Source organism: Pseudomonas sp. UBA4194 (assembly GCF_002379585.1).
Taxonomy (GTDB): domain Bacteria; phylum Pseudomonadota; class Gammaproteobacteria; order Pseudomonadales; family Pseudomonadaceae; genus Aquipseudomonas.
Window position 1 is genome coordinate 68,532 of record NZ_DFUE01000019.1, and the last position, 18,204, is coordinate 86,735.

Consider the following 18,204-nt stretch of genomic DNA (forward strand, 5'->3'; position numbering starts at 1 on the left):
GCACCTGGTAAATTCTCTACTTCTATAACTGCACGTTATCCCTCGTGCTGATAGACTTCAGCCGACTTTAAACGACTATGGCTGCTTAAGCTTGAGCGTAACCATAATGAGCACTGAACCTTGGGTCACTGCCGAACAGGTTTCCCTTCACTTGGGGGTGGCCAAAGACACAGTGTATCGCTGGCGCGAGCGTAAGGCTTTGCCGGCGCACAAAGTTGGTCGTCTATGGAAATTTCAGCTATCTGAGGTCGATGAGTGGGTGCGTGCGGGTGGCGCAGACGAGCACCAAAACTCAGGGAATGAGCAATGACTACTCCGAGCTACAATGAAGCGCACACAAGAGCTCAGGTCATCGACTCTCAGCTTGCTCATGCTGGCTGGTCTCAAAGTCGGCGGACTCTTGTCGAAGAATTTTTACTCAAAACAGCCGAGCCCGCCGGCAACTATGGCAACGAGCAATTTGCTGACTACGTTCTTCTCGGTTCAGATGGCAATCCGATTGCTGTAGTCGAGGCCAAGCGGTCATCGCGTGATGAGCTTGCTGGAAAGCGTCAGGCCGCTGACTACGCAGACGCAATCAAGGCCAAATTCGGTAACGACCCCTTCATTTTTCTCACCAACGGCAAAGAGATTCAATTCTGGGATCGTGAGCGCTATGCGCCCCGAAAAATCTCGGGGTTCTACACGCGAGACGACTTAGAGCGACTGCGCCATCAGCGGCAGTTTGCTCAGCCGCTGGGCGGTGTCACCATCAGCGCTGCGATCGCAGGTCGCGACTATCAGAACGAAGCTATTCGGCGTGTCACTGAGGGGGTAGATGCGGCCAAGCGCAAATTCTTGCTGGTGATGGCTACAGGCACAGGTAAGACTCGGACGACCATCGCCCTTGTTGATACTTTGCTGCGATCAAAGCGCGTGCAACGAGTTCTATTCCTGGCCGATCGCAGGGAATTAGTGCGCCAAGCTATGTCGGAGTTCAAGTCCCACTTACCCAACGAGAGTTTGGCTCGCATCGAGTCCGGCGAAACCTCCGGTGCACGCATTCAGTTCTCGACTTACCCCAGCATGATGCAGGTTTATTCGCGCCTGTCGGTGGGTTATTACGATCTGATCGTGGCCGATGAAAGTCACCGTTCTATCTACCAACGATATAAGGCGGTCTTCGATCACTTCGACGCAATCCAGCTCGGGCTGACAGCGACCCCCACTGACTACATCGATCACAACACCTTCGAGCTGTTTGATTGTGGTGACGGCGCGCCCAGCTACTACTACAGCTACGAGCAAGCGATTGCCGACCAGAACCTGGTGAACTACCGCGTGCTGGATGCACAAACCAACTTTCAACTTCAGGGCATCCAGGGCGACGCACTACCCGAGCCCTTGAAGCAGATGGCCCGCGATCAGGGCGTAGATATCGATGAGCTCAACTTCGATGGCAGTGACATCGAAAAGGGAATCATCAACCAGGGCACCAACGATGCCATGGTGCGAGAATTTATGGATAAGAGCCGCAAAGATGTGCGCGGTCTACCACACAAGTCCATCATCTTCGCCGTCAGCCACGCCCATGCAAAACGGCTCTACGAGGGATTTAACCGTCTGTATCCTGAGCTGCAGCGCCAAGGCATGGCTGAAATTATCGATAGCCATATGGAGCGCGCTGACGCGACGCTGGATGATTTCAAGTACCGCACCATGCCGCGTGTGGCTATTTCGGTTGACATGCTCGACACCGGCGTAGACGTCCCCGCTATCCAAAACTTGGTCTTCGCGAAGCCTGTGTTTAGCAAGGTTAAGTTCTGGCAGATGATCGGGCGCGGCACGCGGCTGCATACCGACAAGGCCACCGGTGAGACCAAGAAAGATTTCTTGATCATCGATCACTGGAAAAACTTCGCGTACTTCAAGCTTAAACCCGACGGCGAGGTCGACCATCCCAGCGAACCGCTACCGGTTCGCCTATTTCGACTGCAGCTTGAAAAGTGGCAGCTCCTGGAAGCACAGCAGCAAGACACACAAGCCACCATTGCCGATTTGCAGGCGATGCTGCAGGCATTGCCCCGTCACAGCATCAATGTACGTCCGCACTGGGACGAACTCGACGCGCTGACAGCGCAATGGCCAAAGCCCAGTCAAGGCGCAATTGAACACCTGTCGCAAGCCATCGCTCCTCTGATGCGACTAGCCCCACTGGCTGGCCTAGATGAACTTCAATTTCGCATCTGGTGCGAGCGTCTCTCAGTGGCTTGGCTTAAAGGTGATGCGAGCGAACAGGCCAAAGTGCGTGAGCGCATTCACGAGGCGATTGAAAGTCTGGCCGAAAACATCCCTCAGGTGCAGCGTGTAGCCGAACAACGAGCCTGGGTTCAATCGGCCGGCTTCTGGCAACACTTGGATATGGCGCGTTTGATCACACTACAAACCGTATTCGCCCCGCTGATGCGCTACCGCACCACCACACCCAGCCGCACGGTTGAAATCAACCTGCCGGACAGCATTACCCAGCGCAGTTGGATCATCTACGGACCCACAGGCGAAGGTGCTTTTGCCGAAAGTTATCGCGAGCAGGTAGAGGCGCTGGTGCGCCGACTGGCTGACCAGCTTCCTGAGTTGGCCAAGCTAAAGCAAGGTGAGCATTTGGGCGATGACGAGTTGGAACGAATCAACAACACGCTGAACCAGGCTGATCTATTCGTCACCGAAGACACCTTGCGTAAAGCCTTTGAAGCCCCCGCCGCATCGTTGCCCGACTTCCTGCGGCACATACTTTGCGAAGGCGCGCACCTGCCTAACCGTGAGCAGCGCATCAATGCCGCGTTCGATGCGTTCATTGCCGCACACGGCTATTTGCGCGCCAACCAACTCAACTTCCTGCGGGCCGTAAAGGCTGCCGTGCTACGCCACGGGCGCATTACCCGCGCTGCACTCAGCGAGCCGCCGCTGTCGCGCGTGGGCCGAGTGGAAACGTTGTTTCCGCCGCAGGACATCGACGAACTCATCAACCTCACCAACCAGTTGTTGGATGAGGCAGCCTGAACAGTTAAGGACACCACTGAATGCTTGCCCCTCATATTAAGAAAAAGGTCGACGAACTCTGGAATCGCTTCTGGGCTGCTGGCATCACGAACCCGTTAGTCGCTGTTGAGCAAATCACCTATCTGATTTTCTTGCGGCGTCTGGAAACCATTGACTCGGATCGAGTCAACGCAGCTCAGAAGGCGGGTAAGCCTTATGTGTCTATCTACGAAAAGCGGGACAGTGACCCGCTTGAGTGGCAGCCAGAGAGATGTAAGTGGAGCTACATCAGGGAAGAAAAAACCGATGTAAAAAACCTGATCGATAACGTATTTCCTTGGCTGCGATCAATCGAAAGTCGGCTCAGCGGTGAAGTCGGCAGCGATGAGCTCAATAGTCTGCACAACCGCATGGCCGACGCCTACTTTCAGCTCGACCCGAATAAAGGCAAGGTGCTGTCAGACGCTATTGACGCTATTGATCAACTTTTCGCCCGCGCCGGTGAAGGTTCTGCTGCCCAAGACATCATGGGCGACACCTTCGAATACCTGCTCAGCGAAGTGGCCACCGCAGGCAAGAATGGCCAGTTCCGTACCCCCCGTCATCTGATCCGCTTCATGGTTGAGTTGCTTGACCCCGAACCCGGCCAGCGCGTCATCGACCCGGCCGCCGGCACGGGTGGTTTCCTCTTCAGCACCCAGCAGCACCTAATGCGCAAATACTCGGCGCAAGAAAACCTGGTGCTGGAATGGGACGGCACCCCGCATCGGACTGACGGGGTTGCCGCCACACCTGAGCAATACGCGGCCATACACAATGGAGCTAACTTCGTCGGCCTGGACAACGACCGCACGATGGCGCGTATCGGCTGGATGAACTTGGTACTGCACAACGTGACCAACCCGCATCTGCTGCAAGGTGATGCGCTCAGCAAGCGCAAGGGAAAAGGGCAACTCGAGCAAGTGCTTGAATCGGAAACCTACGATTTCGTGCTGGCCAATCCTCCCTTCACCGGCACTGTAGATAGTGGCGACCTGGATCCCGACACAGTTCTGTTTCCGCGTGTTGGGGGTGGTGGCAAGAAAAAAGATGAGTCGATTACCAACAAGAGCGAACTGTTGTTTTTGTGGCTAATGCTGGATTTGCTGAGGGTCGGCGGCCGCTGTGCTGTGATCATTCCCGAGGGGGTAATGTTCGGCAACACGGACGCGCACGTGCGCCTGCGCCGTGAGCTGCTCATCGAGCATATAGTGGAAGGTGTAATTTCCTTGCCTGGCGGCGTGTTTCAACCCTACACAGGCGTAAAAACTTCCATCCTTATTTTCCGCAAGGAAACCCGGCGCAACGACAAGCAAACCTTGACCGGTGCCGTCGCTCCGCGCACTGAACACGTCTGGTTCTATGAGATCGAGGAGGATGGTTACTCAAAAGATGCCAGACGTAACCCGCGCCCAGGTCAGCAGAACGACTTGTGGGATGCGCTGGAAAAGTTCAAAGCGTGGATTGCCCATGGCCGGGTGGGCGCGCAACGTAACGAGAAGACTTTGCTACAGCCGAGTTATTGGCCCGAACGCTGGCGCCAGGCCCAGCTGAATCGGCAAGAAAATGGTTCAGAGGTTCAGACGCCTGCTGGAAAAGCTTTCTCCACACTGTCAGACAAAAGCATGTGGGAGGGGGATGTTTGGGGCATCCACGAATTGTTCCGAGAACTGCCCAAACCCCCTAAGAAGGCCGAAGAGCAAGTTCGAGCGGCTACAAGCGTTGTTTTGTTGGGCTTAGCGATTCAGGCGTTGACTCCTGCCGCTCAAAAAGTTTGGGACGCTACGCTCAGCGCGCGGCTAGCCGAAAAAATCACCGATGCTGAATTGTTGGATGTCTGGAAGAAGGCCGCCAAACCAGTAGAAGCGGAGTTCAAGAAATTGGCCCGTGAAAAGGAAGCCTTCTTCGAAAAAGAGGATTCCCCAGCCTTACCAATCTGGAAGGACTTGCTGAAAACGGCGCTCGCTGAAGCCCAAGGCGACGCCTATGTATTGGGTCTACTGCGAGACAATCAACCGCCCAAGGTCATGACGACACACGACATTGGTCAGCGGCTTACTGAAGCGGCCTGCGAAGTCGCCAAGCTCGACGGCTTCGATGTCACCCTGCGCAGTCTGGCTATTGACCAAGCCAGCGACCTCAAGGGGGCTAAGCACTGGGTGGTGCCGGTGCGCGACTGGGCGCGCAACGACGAATGGCAAAATGAGGATGGTCAGCTCATCGGCTCACACGATGCCGATGGGTTGGTGCGCCCGGCCTATGTGCAAGCCAAGCTGGCCGACGGGCTCTACGACGACAAAGGCACGATTAAGGATGGTCTGCTTGACCCCGACTGCATTGAGGCCCGCGACTGGAATCTTTCGGCTGGGCAGTACAAGCCTTTTGACTTCACCCAGCTCAAAAGTGACAAGAGCGTAGCCGAGTTGATAGGCACGCTCAAAAACACCGAGCAGGACATCATCAAGGGTTTGGATAAGTTGCTGGCGATGGTGGAGGGAAGGGAATGAGCTTGCCGGAGAGTTGGGTTGAAGCGCGGCTTGGCGACGTACTTTCACGCGTCGATACCAAAGTTGATCCCCAGATATCTCAAACAAACAGTCACTTCTATATCGGCCTTGAGCATATTGAATCTCACACCGGTAGATTGCTCCGTGACGCTGAGGAAGTCACCGAAGGCAGCGACATCCTCAGCATTAAAACGGCCTTCAATGCAGGTGACATTTTGTATGGAAAGTTGCGCCCAAATTTGAACAAGGTTCATTTGACGACTCAAGAGGGCATCTGCAGCACCGACATCTGGGCACTGAGAACCGATGAGGTCCTTCAGCCCAATTTCGCACTGCGCTATTTGCGGTCGCCGGCGGTATATGTACGCGCCACACAACTAGCCGCTGGCGCGAATCTTCCTAGACTTTCGGCGGATGCGTTTGATCGCCTTCCAGTCCCGCTCCCCACACTCCCCGAACAACAGCGCATCGTAGATGTGCTGGGGCAGGCAGAGGCTGTGGAAAAGGCTAAGAAATCTGTTAGTGATCAAGTTGATCACCTCATTCGGACCGCCTATTGGGAGCACTTTGGTGCATGGTTCACAGCCGATGGCTTGGTTGACCCCGTTCGAATTGGCGACTACGTGGCTAACTCCCAGTACGGAGTATCTGAAGCCATGGGTGAGACTGGAACGCACGCGGTGTTGCGTATGAATAGCATCACCACCAGTGGCTGGTTAGACCTGACTGACCTGAAATATGCGAGTCTGTCGAAAAAAGACATTAGCTCTACCGAGTTGCGGGATGGAGACCTGCTGTTCAATCGTACGAACTCTAAGGAACTGGTCGGTAAATGTGCGCTTTGGCGCCCTGTAACCGGCACATACAGCTTTGCTTCTTACCTCGTACGCTTTCGCTTGAAGCCAGAAATGCTGCCGGAATACCTCTGGGCGACGTTAAATAGTGCCTACGGGAAATATCGTCTTTTGAATTCAGCCAAACAGGCTGTCAGCATGGCAAACGTTAGCCCAACAGGCTTGGGGCGAATAACCGTGCCGCTTCCACCACTGCTGCTTCAAGAGGCGTTCGCTAAGTTCGTGCGTGAAATTGAGCTACTGCGAGCACAGATGCTTAGCAAGTTGGAGTTGTATTCTGAATTGCAGGAGATCATTACTCAGAGAGCCTTGATTGGAGAGTTGACTGCCGAATGGCGAGCACTTCATACGGACGAAATCGTCGAGGCTGGCAAGGTTCGTGATGCGCTACTACGCAAACACGGAGCAAAGGTTTCCCAGAGTAGCGCCGCCAAACCCAGCTTAACTAAACAAGCAGATCTCATTGTGCCCCCTGCGCGCCATAGACTCCTTGCCGACCTCAGTGAGTTTCAGCGCCAGGTGCTGACGGCATTCATCGAGTATTGCCAGCAAAGCGGGCAGCCCTTATTCGTGGAAGATCCTGAAGCGTTTTCCCGCTTCTGCGACGACTCAATCATTGCTGAGCGCCTGCAAGCCTTTGGCCAATTCCACGGCAATCGCATTCGCCGCTCCTTGAGCCAACTAGCAGCGCTAGGGCTGGTCGCCAAAATAACTTTACCCAAGCAAGACCCGGACAGTGGAAAGTGCGATTACCTCAAGGCATTTCGTCCCCTGCGCCCTGAAGAATTCACGCGTATGGTCGATGTGCAGACACTGCGGAAAGCGTCGTTGGCCGACGCTGATCAGCAACACTATTACTTTGAAGTCCAGCTGGATTATGAGACCTCTGAGCATGCTGGTGCGACCGGGATGTTCCAGGTTATGACGGTCGTAGACGAGGAAGACAAGGATTTCATCCACCTAGTGGATCAGGGCCAACATTACGCCTCGCTAGATGATCTCAAAGAGGACATCGCCCGTAGTCTCAAGGTAGAGGTGTGGCAAGTCGATCTGGAGGTCGTGTAATGCGCCTGCGATACCTGCACCTGCAGAACTACCCGCCGATTTCAGATATTAAAGTGTGTTTCGCCAGCGGATCACCGCTTGCGCGTGAATGCGCCATCCGTTTTGTAGTGGGTGTAAACGGCAGCGGAAAATCGAATCTTCTCCGTGCTGTGGCCGAGGTGTTCCTGGCTCTAGCCGATCTGCGGGTGCCGGCATTTCCGGTCAGTCTGATTTACGAATTGGGCGTGCGCGGTTCCACAAATCACCGTACCTTGCTGCTGCACTGCCCGGGCAACCGTCAGCAAGCCAGTTTATGGCTGCACGAGCGCTTTGCCTTTGACGATAAGAACGAACAAGAGGTGTTCGATACCTGCATCGAACACCTGAACCTCATGGGTATGCCGGCGGTCCCTGGTTTCTCGGCGCTCATTGAGCCTGGCACCTGGCCGCTGCGCGACAGCTCACCGCCACAGATCGCATTGCCGTCGGCCGTGTTGGCCTACACCAGCGGCGACCTGCGTCCGTGGCGCTCCGTGTGGAACCGTAACCAGAGCGCTGATGGTTTTCTGGAAGGCGACGACAGCACGCAAAGCGACGAGCGCCCGGCAGGCTGGACCGCTGCTCAGGAAAGCGCCTTGCAAGCGGTACGGCAAAACGATACTGATAGTCCTCGGCAGGCCATGGGCCCAGACACTACTGTGTCTGACCTTTTCCGCCGTCCCGTACTATTGGACGCCACGCTTTTGAAGTGTGCGCTGCTGGCGGTGACGTTGCCCCAAGCGTTTGATGAAGCGACAAACTGTCCATCGCGGTCGGACGTTGATGCCACGATGGCCAAACTGCGCAGCCGTGACGACAACAAGAACTCGGTGCAAGAGCTGCTGAAGCTTGGCGGTTGGCATCATCTAGTTTCGGTCGCGTTCCGCTCGCGCCTGCAACCGGCTCAATGGGATCAGAAGCTTTGCGAAACTGCTCACGATTGGTGGCTTTGCGCAAGTGAGGTGATTGCCGAGCCTCACCCTGTGGAGTTGAGTCGCACTGTGTGGTTTGACTTAAAAGGGTCATTCGACGGTCAGGGGCAATCATTCTTATCGTCCGCCCGTGATGAACTGGAAAATTGCCGTAGCCAAGGCGAAGCCTTGTGGGTCTTGCTAGGCGGATCTAGGGATGCCAGCAGCTTTGACCTATTCACCCGCCTTTTGGAGCTGAGCCAGAAGGGACTATTTGACGACGTACTGCTGCGGTTGCGTCGACATGCCATACCAGTCGATGCGCCCGGTTCTGCCAAACGTGACATTGGCGTAATGCGCTACGAAGAGCTGTCAGACGGGGAGCAGATGTTTATGAGCAGAATGGCTCTGCTGCATTTGTTGAGCGGACGTCAGGACTCCCTATTGCTGCTGGATGAACCCGAAACCCACTTCAATGATCTGTGGAAACGAGACGTGGTCTCAGTGGTTGATGATGCCTTGGCACACACATCTGCCGACGTCCTGATTGCGACCCATGCCGCCTTGATGCTTACCGATGCGCTCAAAGATGAATTGCTCGTATTAGAGCGGACAACTACCGAGGACGATTCTGGCCCCAGCGAGTCCGGTCTTCGTAAATTGGATGCCCAAACATATACATTTGGTGCAACCGGAGATCACCCGTTACGGGATATTTTTGGAGCGCAGGATACGGTAGGCAGGAGAGCAAGCCGCTTGCTCGAAGTACTCATTGCGACTGCGCATTTTGGCTCTGAAGTCGAACAGTGCTGGCGCAACAATGGAGTATGGGATGATGACCTCATAAGTCGCATCCTACAGTTGGCGCAGCAAACTGAGAGCGGTCTTACCCGTAGCTACGTGATCTATTGTCTGGAAAGCTTTGAACGCTTTGCTTTGTATTTCGATGTAGTGAAGCCTCTAACCATGAAGGCGCTGCTCGAGGCATTCATTCGCCAGACGGGCCCTGGTTATTTCCAGGTTGAGCTTAAACGAGCATGGCGTCGCTCACTGGAAGGAGGCTTTCATGCTTCATGAAAGGCGCTTACCCACCGACTTATCGCAAAATTTAGGACGGGTGTATTCAGCCAAATTACGCTTGCTTGATTGGTTGCTGCGCACGCCTCCTCTGGGGTTAGATGACAACACTCTTTTGGTAAAGCAGTTTGGACCGGGGCTCGGTAAGTGGTTTTGGGCCAGGATTGGTAGCCCCAAAAAACGCACGATATTTGGACGCGCAGTCATGATGCTGGCCACTCAGGCACAGTCGGACCCTGCTCAAGCCGCTTCGGTAGCCGACGCAATTACCCACGATGTACAGTTCCACACTCAGTGGAATCTCACCGGGACAGAGCTCCGCTTCCCGCGCCTATTTCCGGAGTGGTTAGATGGCATCAAGGGTATAGCTATTCCGTTCTATGACTGGTTAGCCAGTAGTGGTTTCGACCCAGCGCCGTTCGCGCTGACGAATGGCCGGATTGATCGGGCTACTCTGATGAGAGCGTTCCGCTCACAGTCTCCAGATGTCTGTGGCTACTGCGATGGGCCGTTGGGCGAGTTGGGTAGCAAGCATGAAGCCAATGATTGCGACCACTTCTTCCCAAAGTCTCAATGGCCTCACTTAGCTATTCACCCTGCTAATCTTTTCTCTGCATGCAAGGGGTGTAACTCAACTTGGAAACTTGCTAGGGCTCCTATGGGGGAGGCAGATGCTTCAGGTTTGAATGGCACTTATCACCCGATGTTAAGGCCAGGTGCACCATCGGTTGTGGTGACTGCAGTTATATCTCCAACCAATTCTCGCCAAGTAAAAATAAATATTACAGATCCGATTGTCCCTCGCCGAGCCGAAATGCTTGTAGCGACACTGGATTTGGACAGTCGATGGACAAATTCAGTTAATGGCGTTTTGGACAGGGGGATCTCTGTGCTTGTCGCAAAGTCAGCGCGAGACAAAAGCTATGGTTGGCAGCCGGACGCTGATTCGGTTCGATTACTGATTGAGGACGACATCGTATGGAAGCGAGAGCAGCTAGGCAAAGAAGAACGCTGCCTACGTCATACTGCGGTTTTGGAGTGTATGCGTGGCGATCTTCTTCATGAGGTAATCGCTGATCTGGCTTAATGAGCTTTGCACGCCTGGCATGGATCACTATTGTGAGGCGGAGTTTTTCGTTAGGCTCTCTTGGTCAGTATTTTGCGTTGCAGTTTGAGCAAATAGTTCAGGAGCCAGCATGCCGACCCCACGGCGATCATCAAGGGCGGGAAGCGCAGCATCAGCACAATGCTCACGACCAACGCCCCGGCTGCCGCCAGCGCGCCAATGAATACAAATAGATGCAGCAGAAATCGTATTAGCATCATCTTGGTTCTCTAAAAACCTGCCTGAAGCCAGGCAGGTGATAGGTCAGTGAGTTTGAGCGGCAAGCACTTCCAGCTTGCCGGCTAGTGAGCTGGTGCTGGGTGGTGGTGCTTCGCTATGCGTGTTGCTAGATGTCGCGTCTGGGTTAGAAAAGAACTCTTCAATCACAGCGCTGCTGTCTTCTTCGCTGTCTTCAAAAGCACCATTACCAAAGCCGCGACGAGCCGCCTCATCCAGCGCGGTTTGATGAAAGCCTGCGGTTTGCCGTTGCTCATCCAGCTCATTGGCAGCGCGTAGCGCTTCACTCATGTCGATGCCGCCACGTACCGTGAGGTCGACGTAAAAGATCGGTGTGCCATGGCTCTGGCGTGTCGATTTGCCACGTAAACGAAGCTCAAGCGGTAGGCATGCCAAGCGGTTGCCCGAAATAGCCTGGAAGTAATGCAGGCGAGCGGCCAAGGTGCGGATGCTGTTGAAGCCGGTGGTACGAAACACAAAGCTACCCATCGGGTCGTCATCACCGATCAACACGTTTAGCCGACCATAAGGCTTGCAGGCACCACCCTTTGCCAGCGGACAGGCATCCGGCGAGGGGCAAGGAAGTGATTGCATACCGTCCTGAGTGACGCGTTTGCAGGTCTCGCCATTGCCCACGCACAGCGGCCGCCCAGATTGGCGGTCGAACAGCGTGTAGTCGGCGCGGAAATTCAGCTCTGGTTCATTGAACAGCAGCCGTACCGGAATGCTGCGCAGCTTGTCTTCTTGGCTTTTACGCAGCTCGTCATTGAGCGGGTGCAGCAGCCAGCCGTCGTTGCCTTGTACCTGCGAGGTGATGGTGAATTGATCATCTTTTTCTGGCAGGCGTTTGCCGTTTTTCTCGATGACTTTCCCGATTGAAATCCGTCCTAGAACCGGTGGGGTGATAGCTAGGCCTCTGAGCATGGTGATTCTCCTGCAAGCGAAAAAAGGCCAGCCACGCAGCGCTAACTGCATGGGCTCGCCAAGGGGGGGAGTGGTTGAGCGAGGTGGTAGTTAGCCGATCAGGAAGCGCCGGCTGCCTTGCTTGAGCTTGGCGTAGCGAACCTGCAGGTAGGGCTTATCCTTCAGCATGGTTTCAACATCGAGCACGCTGCTGTCTTTGGATTTCTTCCAGCTGATAAAACCGTGGCTGAACTCCGCGCGGGTGGCATCGCCCATGGCCTGTTGCAGCATCTGCTTGAGCTGGGCTTCGCGGGTTTCCTTCTCGCTGATGGATTGGCGAACAGCCTTGAGCTCAAGATAGACTGCAGCCAAACCCGCACGGCCACTGAAATTGACGGTCTGGCCGTTGTCTTCCGGATAGAGGCATCGGAGCGCCATTTCAGCAGATGCAGAGCCATCAGCAGGCGGTGGCGTGTCGGTCTCGACGTAGTGCCAGAACTTTCGTTCCAGCTCAATGAGGCGAGCAATCATCTGCTCGTCCCTTTCGATGCGGTGGATCTCCAGCATTTGGCCGCCCAGCAATACCGCCACATCTGCCGCCTGCTTGCCAGTGACCGCGAGCTGATGCATTACCTGCAGTTGCACATACTCGGGCACGCCTTCTTTCCAGAGGCGTGCGCCGTTTATGCCGGCTGTCTTGCATTCAAGGATCTGCACATCGTCAGCGCCGATCACCTCCCGGTCGATGTTGGCCAGCATCCAAGGCAGCTCAGGATCAGGGTGCTGCAGCACGGCGTTGATGCGCCGCACCTTGTTCTTCGTGCGCTTGCTGTAATGCCAGGCTACGACGGGCTCCAGCACATTGCCCCAGTACATCGGGCTTTCTTCGTCGTGCGGGTCGGCCTTGAGTAACGTGGTATCGCGACCGGTTTTCTCCATCCATAGTTCGAGCTGCGATTTATAGGGATTTAGGCCAACGGCCGCGCCAGCATCAGAACTGCCAATGCCCTGCTTGCGTACCGCCAACCAATCTTCACGCGGTAGTTCCTTGGTACTGATCAAGCGCAGCGCCGGGCGCGGCTTGCTGGTGCTGCTCAACGGAGTAGCTGTCATAGCGATCACCTTGCGGAGATAGAAACGCCCGATCAGCAACTAGGCTGATCGGGCGTTATGGGGTGGGTAAGTAAGCGGTGAGGCGACCAGTTGAAGAGCGGTGTCCAGTGCGCGCTGTTTGATCTGCGCACCCTGGCCGAACCAGGCCGAGTCCATGCGGTACTCGGTGCTGCGAGCACGGCGTTCGTGATCGACAAACTCGGTCACAGAGTTGAGCAGGCCCCAGGCGGTGCCGCGTGCCGAGTCGAGCTGACTGCCACGACCGCGGCCCTCATACAGCTCCTGGACTTTGCGCAGTGCTCGTTCGTTGGGCAGCACCTCGGGAAGAGAACCGGTCGGATTGGTCTCGCACAGTACGTTCATAAAGAAGCCCAGCGCTTCATGCCACTGCACTTTGCGTTCGGCCAGCGCACGCATGCGATACATAAAGTCGTCCCATTGCGAGACGGCGATACCAAGCTGTTTCTTCACCACAGTTGAATCGAAGCGGGTGTTGTGCGGCACTTTGATTGCTCGACTGGTGCCGTCCAGGGCGATGGTTAGGGTGTTGTTGCACACCACCCGAACAGTAGTGGGCGTTGCCGTCGTGGCCAGGGTGCCGTCGCAGGATGTGGCCAGCAGCAGATAGCCGTTTACCTGGTCATTACCCTTTATTGCAGCGCCTTGACCGGTACGTGCTAGCGCCCAGAACTTGCGTCCGCCTTTAAGCACGCCAGCGGTTTCCAGCTCGTAGCCAGAGACCTCGGTGAGATCCCGGTAGAACTCCAGCACCTCGCGCGGTTGTACGGTGTGATAGCGATTGGAGACCACCGACAGCGGTGCCTTGGTGTCCGAACGGAACAACACTTTCTGCTCAGGGAACGAGTGGATGGCGCATAGGTGGCCGACGGCATCTGATTTGAAATGTACAAGCGACTCTTGGATCTGCCAGTTCATGCCGGCTTCGCGTTGCCAGACTTCGATGGGTTGTTTTTGCGTGAGCTGATTGCCCAAGCCATGCCACGGGGTAGCGCCAGCGTAGGCCATTGTTTCGATGAGATGAGCCATGGTTGAGATTCCTTGGGTGCAGGCCGGCATAAAGTGCCGCGCACAGCGCAGCACGGTCCGGACGATAGGGATTGAGAGAAGTGTTACGGACAGGTCAGGCCGGTAAGTTGAAACGGTGGCCGCAGATCAGGCAGAGGTTGTGGGCCAGGACGTGGCGATCGAGCGTATCCCCCAACTGCGCGCCGAGCGCACAACCACCAGCTCCGCCGGCCAGGCCACCGAGGATGGCACCCGATACCAAGCCGACGGTGATGCCAGCAGGGCCGGCGAGGGCGCCAATAAGAGCTCCGGCCTGACTGCCGGCCAGTGCAGCGTTTACTCCGCGCGCAGCACCGCCGACGGTGCCGATGGCTGCGCAGACTTTCATGGCGTGATGGAAAGAAGCGACTTTAGGTGAGTTACAGCGAGGGCAGTGCAATGACATGGGACGAACCTTCTTGGTTGGGATGGCATTGCGGTTATGTATGATTGAGATTTATTTGAAGCGAATGGTGGTGATGATCAGTTGCTTCCGACCGGAAGCTGACAGCAGTGATCGGTCCAAAGGACACGAGTGAACCTCTAAAGAGGTTTGACCTATTCACTACAGCGGTGAAGGAGGGTACATTCTCATGGCGTCATGCCATCTCAACGCTGATGGTAGACCTTATGGAATGGAGGCCGTTTGTCGATCATCACCCCTGCCGATTTCGAATCGGCTCTGACGGGGAACCCGGAAGCACTTGAGGTTCACCTGACACTCGTTGAGCGGGACGTACCGATTGACGGACATTTAGTGAAAATTCACTGCCACTGTCTGTCGGTAGACGCAAACGGCCGTGTTCAACCGCACCGACTGGCAGAGTTTATGCGGAACGCCGTCGTTGACTATGCAATTCCTCGCTCGAAACTTGCCGATGCAAAGGCGCGCGATAACAAATTCAACAGCACCGAGGCCGTCGCCGAGTTAATCGAGAGGGCCAAGCGCTCGTTTACAGATTTGGCGCAAACCGGTGAGGGTGGAGAGATGCTGTTGTTCCTGCTGGCAGAGCGCTTCCTCAAGCTGCCACAGATTCTTTGCAAGATGGATCTCAAGACGGACACACGTATGCACTATCACGGGGCGGATGGAGTGTATGCGGGCGTTACACCAGAAGGCACTTTGAAGCTCTATTGGGGCGAGTCAAAAGTTTACGCTGATGCGAGCGCTGCGATTCGTGACTGTCTCAAATCGCTCTCTCCTTTTCTGATTGAACCTGAACACGAGGAGGCAGGGCGAGAGCGCGATTTGATGCTACTCAGCGACAAGGCCGACCTTAGTGATCCCGCACTCACCGATGCACTCAAGAAGTATTTTGACAAGTCGTCAGTCATGTCTAAGCGGGTTCAATACTGCGGCGTGGCACTTGTAGGTTTCGACGCGCCGTTCTACCCGAAAGACGATGCGAAAGCTGTTGCTGAGGAGATTGTCGAGGCTTCCCGCATAGCACTTAGCAATTGGGGCAATCGTATTGGCGATCGGCTCAAATCGGAGAAGCTCGAACAGATGGAAATCGAGTTGTTCTGTGTCCCACTGCCGTCGGCCGATGGTTTCCGTGCCGCGTTCCTCAAGGCAATGGGGATTAAGCAATAATGAGCCTCCTCGACCTACAGTCGTGGCTTCTTCAAGAAGGCGTTCGCGGCGATCTCGATGCGATCACTCGACTAACGGTACGCAACGAACTTGATCACCTGGCACCAGATAACGCGGTTGAATCTGGCGAGTCTATTGACTGGCCCAGATTGTTGCTCGCCGGCAGTATTCTCGCGCGCTCTGATCGAAGGGTGGATCAAGAGGCCGCGCTCAGAGTCGCTACCGCTGCAGTTTCTTTGACGGATGATCAAGCACTCAAAGACGCTGGTGCTGTTCTTATGGGCAAGCTTTCCAACTTCAGGGCAATTACATTAGCCACCGACCGCAATATGGTAGCGGCGGACCTCAATGGAAGGCTTGGTATCGCATTGCGTCTTGAGGCTCAGCGACGTGAGATGGACCGTTCTATCCTGTTGCAGTCGAGCGGATCTTGGTTACAAGTAAACGATTTTCAGCAGCGCTTCTGGATTAGTGCGGCCGGGAATAGCTGGCTATCGGCATCCGCGCCTACTGCATCCGGCAAGACGTTTCTTGTGCTCCAGTGGCTGATCGACCAAGTCATAGCGGGAGAGAGTCGAGTGGCAGTCTACCTTGCCCCGACCCGCGCGCTGGTCTCCGAGATAGAGAGCAACCTCAATAGCCTCCTGGGTAATACCGGACTGATTGAGGTATCGTCTCTCCCCCTCCCCGATAAATATAAAACTTCTCAAGCGGGTGGCCCGCGAGTAATTTTTGTTTTTACACAAGAACGGTTGCATCTTCTCGCCAATGTGCTCCGCGATGTGCTATCGGTCGACCTACTTATTGTTGATGAGGCGCACAAAATAGGTGACAACCAACGTGGTGTTATTCTGCAGGATGCAATAGAGCGGGTCACTCGCGCTAACCCAAAACTGAAAGCTGTTTTTATCAGCCCTGCAACCCAAAATCCCGAAGAATTACTCACGGACGCACCAGATGGTGTCCATACCATCGCCGTCGATAGTGACTCTACTACGGTTCTTCAGAACCTGATTGTAGCGACTCAGTTGCCACGACAGTCGAAGCTTTGGGCGCTTACTCTTCGGCAGCAGAGATCAGAACTTCCTATAGGAATTCTCCAGCTCGCGAGCACGCCAGCTGGAATCAAGAAGCGGCTCGCATTCATCGCAGCAGCTGTCGGTGAAAGAGGTGGAACACTCGTCTACGCGAATGGAGCTGGAGAGGCGGAAGAGGTTGCTGATTTGATCAGTCAGCTTGTGCCCAGGCTTGAGTCCATTGATCCAGAGCTTTTAGAGCTTTCAGAGCTCGCTCGTAAGGGAGTGCACCAAGACTTCCGGCTAGCACCGCTCGTTGAGTACGGAGTGGCGTTCCATTACGGAAATATGCCTTCATTGTTGCGGCTGGAGATTGAGCGGTTGTTCCGGTTAGGCAAGATACGTTTCCTAGTTTGCACGTCCACCCTGATCGAGGGTGTGAACTTATCCTGTCGTACGATTGTGCTCCGAGGACCCCGAAAAGGTAAAGGTCACCCGATGGAGCCTCACGACTTCTGGAACTTGGCCGGCCGTGCTGGTCGATGGGGTGATGAGTTCCAAGGCAACATTATTTGCATTGATCCAGAGGACAAGAAAGCTTGGCCCAGTGGTGTGCCTGGTCGGGCGCGTTATCCTATCAAGCGAGAAAGCGACGCAGTTCTGGACCTTGGTGATGGCATCGCTGAGTACCTAGCCAATCGTGGGCGATCTGACCTGTCCAGTCTCGACGACAAGGATAAGTTCGAGCAGGTTGGGGCCTATCTGCTCACTACCTTTATGCGGTTCGGTTCCATATTTAAGGCTAGCCTCGCTAAGCGCCACGACGCCGAGTCGATAGCGAAGCTTGACCAAGCCCTCGGGGCATTAGCAGAACAAATCGAAATCAGCGTCGACTTAGCCGCTCGCCACCCCGGCGTAAACGCAATTGGTCTTCAGCACCTTCTTAACGCTTTTCGAACCTATCCAGGCAACGTCGAAAACCTGCTTCCAGCTGAGGTCGCAAGTTACGACAGCTATGACCGATTCGTCACTATTATGGAGAGAGTCAACGAGCACTTGTTTCTGGCTTTCAGTCCCGGAACGCGGACCAGGCTATATGCGTTAATCGTCGTCAAGTGGCTTAAGGGTTACTCGCTGGCCAGGATCATCCGCGACAGTATTGACTGGCACCAAAAAGCTGGTAAGTCTTTCAGTCTTCCGCAGTTGATCCGCAGCACGATGGAGTTGGTTGAGCAAATCGCACGGTTCAGAGCCCCCAAGTATCTTTCCGCATACATGGATGTTCTCCACCTTCATCTCCGTGAAATTGGCCGCGAGGATTTGATCGACGATAGTTTGGATATAGGGGTGCAATTGGAATTCGGCGTTTCGTCGACAACACTTCTTTCGCTCATGGAGCTTGGTCTCTCACGTATGAGCTCTGTTGCTTTGTACGAGAGAATTGCCCGCGACGACCTCAGCAGAACGGAGTGCGTAGCGTGGATTTCTGAGCGTATAAGTCAATTTCATGCTATGGATATCCCAGCCATCATTATCCGTGAGGTACGTGACCGTCTTACGTTACTTGGTGAAGCAAACAACTAGTATCTCAAGGAAACTGGAGGATTAGACATGCCTGCGAAACCTATCAGCCTGGCCCACATCCACTTCGCTAAAAGGGGGGACGCTGTCATCTACTTAAC

The 18,204-nt window shown here is 55.0% G+C and carries 13 protein-coding genes; 8 read left to right on the forward strand and 5 right to left on the reverse strand.

What is annotated here, in order from left to right; translation table 11 throughout:
* Nucleotides 1–106: 106 nt before the first annotated feature.
* Genes B3397_RS05105 through B3397_RS05130 form a run of 6 tightly spaced genes read left to right on the forward strand, consistent with a single transcriptional unit; the run spans nucleotide 107 to nucleotide 10,576 of the window.
* A complete protein-coding gene (locus B3397_RS05105; protein WP_057401866.1) occupies nucleotides 107–310 on the forward strand; it encodes a helix-turn-helix domain-containing protein in 204 nt (67 codons plus the stop codon).
* On the forward strand, nucleotides 307–3,039 hold the full coding sequence (locus tag B3397_RS05110; RefSeq protein ID WP_296247860.1) for a DEAD/DEAH box helicase family protein: 2,733 nt from the start codon (nucleotides 307–309) through the stop codon (nucleotides 3,037–3,039). Before B3397_RS05105 ends, B3397_RS05110 begins: the two co-directional genes overlap by 4 nt.
* A 20-nt stretch (nucleotides 3,040–3,059) precedes the next feature.
* Entirely contained in the window at nucleotides 3,060–5,564 is a 2,505-nt protein-coding gene (locus B3397_RS05115) for a type I restriction-modification system subunit M (RefSeq protein ID WP_296247862.1), read from the forward strand.
* The gene (locus tag B3397_RS05120; protein ID WP_296247864.1) at nucleotides 5,561–7,483 is read left to right on the forward strand and encodes a restriction endonuclease subunit S; all 1,923 of its coding nucleotides are present in this window, start codon (nucleotides 5,561–5,563) and stop codon (nucleotides 7,481–7,483) included. Before B3397_RS05115 ends, B3397_RS05120 begins: the two co-directional genes overlap by 4 nt.
* Nucleotides 7,483–9,489 (forward strand): AAA family ATPase, encoded by a 2,007-nt coding sequence (locus tag B3397_RS05125; protein ID WP_296247866.1) that lies wholly within the window; start codon nucleotides 7,483–7,485, stop codon nucleotides 9,487–9,489. The genes B3397_RS05120 and B3397_RS05125 overlap by 1 nt, the downstream gene beginning before the upstream one ends.
* Complete coding sequence (locus B3397_RS05130) at nucleotides 9,479–10,576, forward strand: hypothetical protein (RefSeq protein ID WP_296247868.1); 1,098 nt, start codon at nucleotides 9,479–9,481, stop codon at nucleotides 10,574–10,576. The genes B3397_RS05125 and B3397_RS05130 overlap by 11 nt, the downstream gene beginning before the upstream one ends.
* 50 nt (nucleotides 10,577–10,626) lie before the next feature.
* Here B3397_RS05130 and B3397_RS05135 read toward each other — a convergent pair whose 3' ends face one another.
* The 5 genes from B3397_RS05135 to B3397_RS05155 form a co-directional block, all read right to left on the reverse strand.
* Complete coding sequence (locus B3397_RS05135; RefSeq protein ID WP_296247870.1) at nucleotides 10,627–10,815, reverse strand: hypothetical protein; 189 nt, start codon at nucleotides 10,813–10,815, stop codon at nucleotides 10,627–10,629.
* A 43-nt stretch (nucleotides 10,816–10,858) separates the two neighbouring features.
* A complete protein-coding gene (locus tag B3397_RS05140; RefSeq protein ID WP_296247999.1) occupies nucleotides 10,859–11,755 on the reverse strand; it encodes a hydrolase or metal-binding protein in 897 nt (298 codons plus the stop codon).
* A 90-nt stretch (nucleotides 11,756–11,845) separates the two neighbouring features.
* On the reverse strand, nucleotides 11,846–12,847 hold the full coding sequence (locus B3397_RS05145; protein ID WP_296247872.1) for a YqaJ viral recombinase family protein: 1,002 nt from the start codon (nucleotides 12,845–12,847) through the stop codon (nucleotides 11,846–11,848).
* 39 nt (nucleotides 12,848–12,886) lie between these two features.
* Nucleotides 12,887–13,894 carry a DUF932 domain-containing protein gene (locus B3397_RS05150; RefSeq protein ID WP_296247874.1) on the reverse strand — a complete coding sequence of 336 codons (1,008 nt, stop codon included), beginning with the start codon at nucleotides 13,892–13,894 and terminating at the stop codon, nucleotides 12,887–12,889.
* 94 nt (nucleotides 13,895–13,988) lie between these two features.
* Complete coding sequence (locus B3397_RS05155) at nucleotides 13,989–14,261, reverse strand: hypothetical protein (protein WP_296247876.1); 273 nt, start codon at nucleotides 14,259–14,261, stop codon at nucleotides 13,989–13,991.
* A 297-nt stretch (nucleotides 14,262–14,558) separates the two neighbouring features.
* Between B3397_RS05155 and B3397_RS05160 the strand changes: the two genes are divergently transcribed.
* Nucleotides 14,559–15,506 carry a HamA C-terminal domain-containing protein gene (locus B3397_RS05160; protein WP_296247878.1) on the forward strand — a complete coding sequence of 316 codons (948 nt, stop codon included), beginning with the start codon at nucleotides 14,559–14,561 and terminating at the stop codon, nucleotides 15,504–15,506.
* Nucleotides 15,506–18,106 carry a DEAD/DEAH box helicase gene (locus B3397_RS05165; RefSeq protein WP_296247880.1) on the forward strand — a complete coding sequence of 867 codons (2,601 nt, stop codon included), beginning with the start codon at nucleotides 15,506–15,508 and terminating at the stop codon, nucleotides 18,104–18,106. Before B3397_RS05160 ends, B3397_RS05165 begins: the two co-directional genes overlap by 1 nt.
* The last annotated feature ends 98 nt before the right edge of the window (nucleotides 18,107–18,204 follow it).

Coding starts and splice junctions, on each gene's coding strand:
- B3397_RS05105 (WP_057401866.1), top strand. CDS start 107: ATGAGCACTGAACCTTGGGTCACTGCCGAACAGGTTTCCCTTCACTTG.
- B3397_RS05110 (WP_296247860.1), top strand. CDS start 307: ATGACTACTCCGAGCTACAATGAAGCGCACACAAGAGCTCAGGTCATC.
- B3397_RS05115 (WP_296247862.1), top strand. CDS start 3,060: ATGCTTGCCCCTCATATTAAGAAAAAGGTCGACGAACTCTGGAATCGC.
- B3397_RS05120 (WP_296247864.1), top strand. CDS start 5,561: ATGAGCTTGCCGGAGAGTTGGGTTGAAGCGCGGCTTGGCGACGTACTT.
- B3397_RS05125 (WP_296247866.1), top strand. CDS start 7,483: ATGCGCCTGCGATACCTGCACCTGCAGAACTACCCGCCGATTTCAGAT.
- B3397_RS05130 (WP_296247868.1), top strand. CDS start 9,479: ATGCTTCATGAAAGGCGCTTACCCACCGACTTATCGCAAAATTTAGGA.
- B3397_RS05135 (WP_296247870.1), bottom strand. CDS start 10,815: ATGATGCTAATACGATTTCTGCTGCATCTATTTGTATTCATTGGCGCG.
- B3397_RS05140 (WP_296247999.1), bottom strand. CDS start 11,755: ATGCTCAGAGGCCTAGCTATCACCCCACCGGTTCTAGGACGGATTTCA.
- B3397_RS05145 (WP_296247872.1), bottom strand. CDS start 12,847: ATGACAGCTACTCCGTTGAGCAGCACCAGCAAGCCGCGCCCGGCGCTG.
- B3397_RS05150 (WP_296247874.1), bottom strand. CDS start 13,894: ATGGCTCATCTCATCGAAACAATGGCCTACGCTGGCGCTACCCCGTGG.
- B3397_RS05155 (WP_296247876.1), bottom strand. CDS start 14,261: ATGAAAGTCTGCGCAGCCATCGGCACCGTCGGCGGTGCTGCGCGCGGA.
- B3397_RS05165 (WP_296247880.1), top strand. CDS start 15,506: ATGAGCCTCCTCGACCTACAGTCGTGGCTTCTTCAAGAAGGCGTTCGC.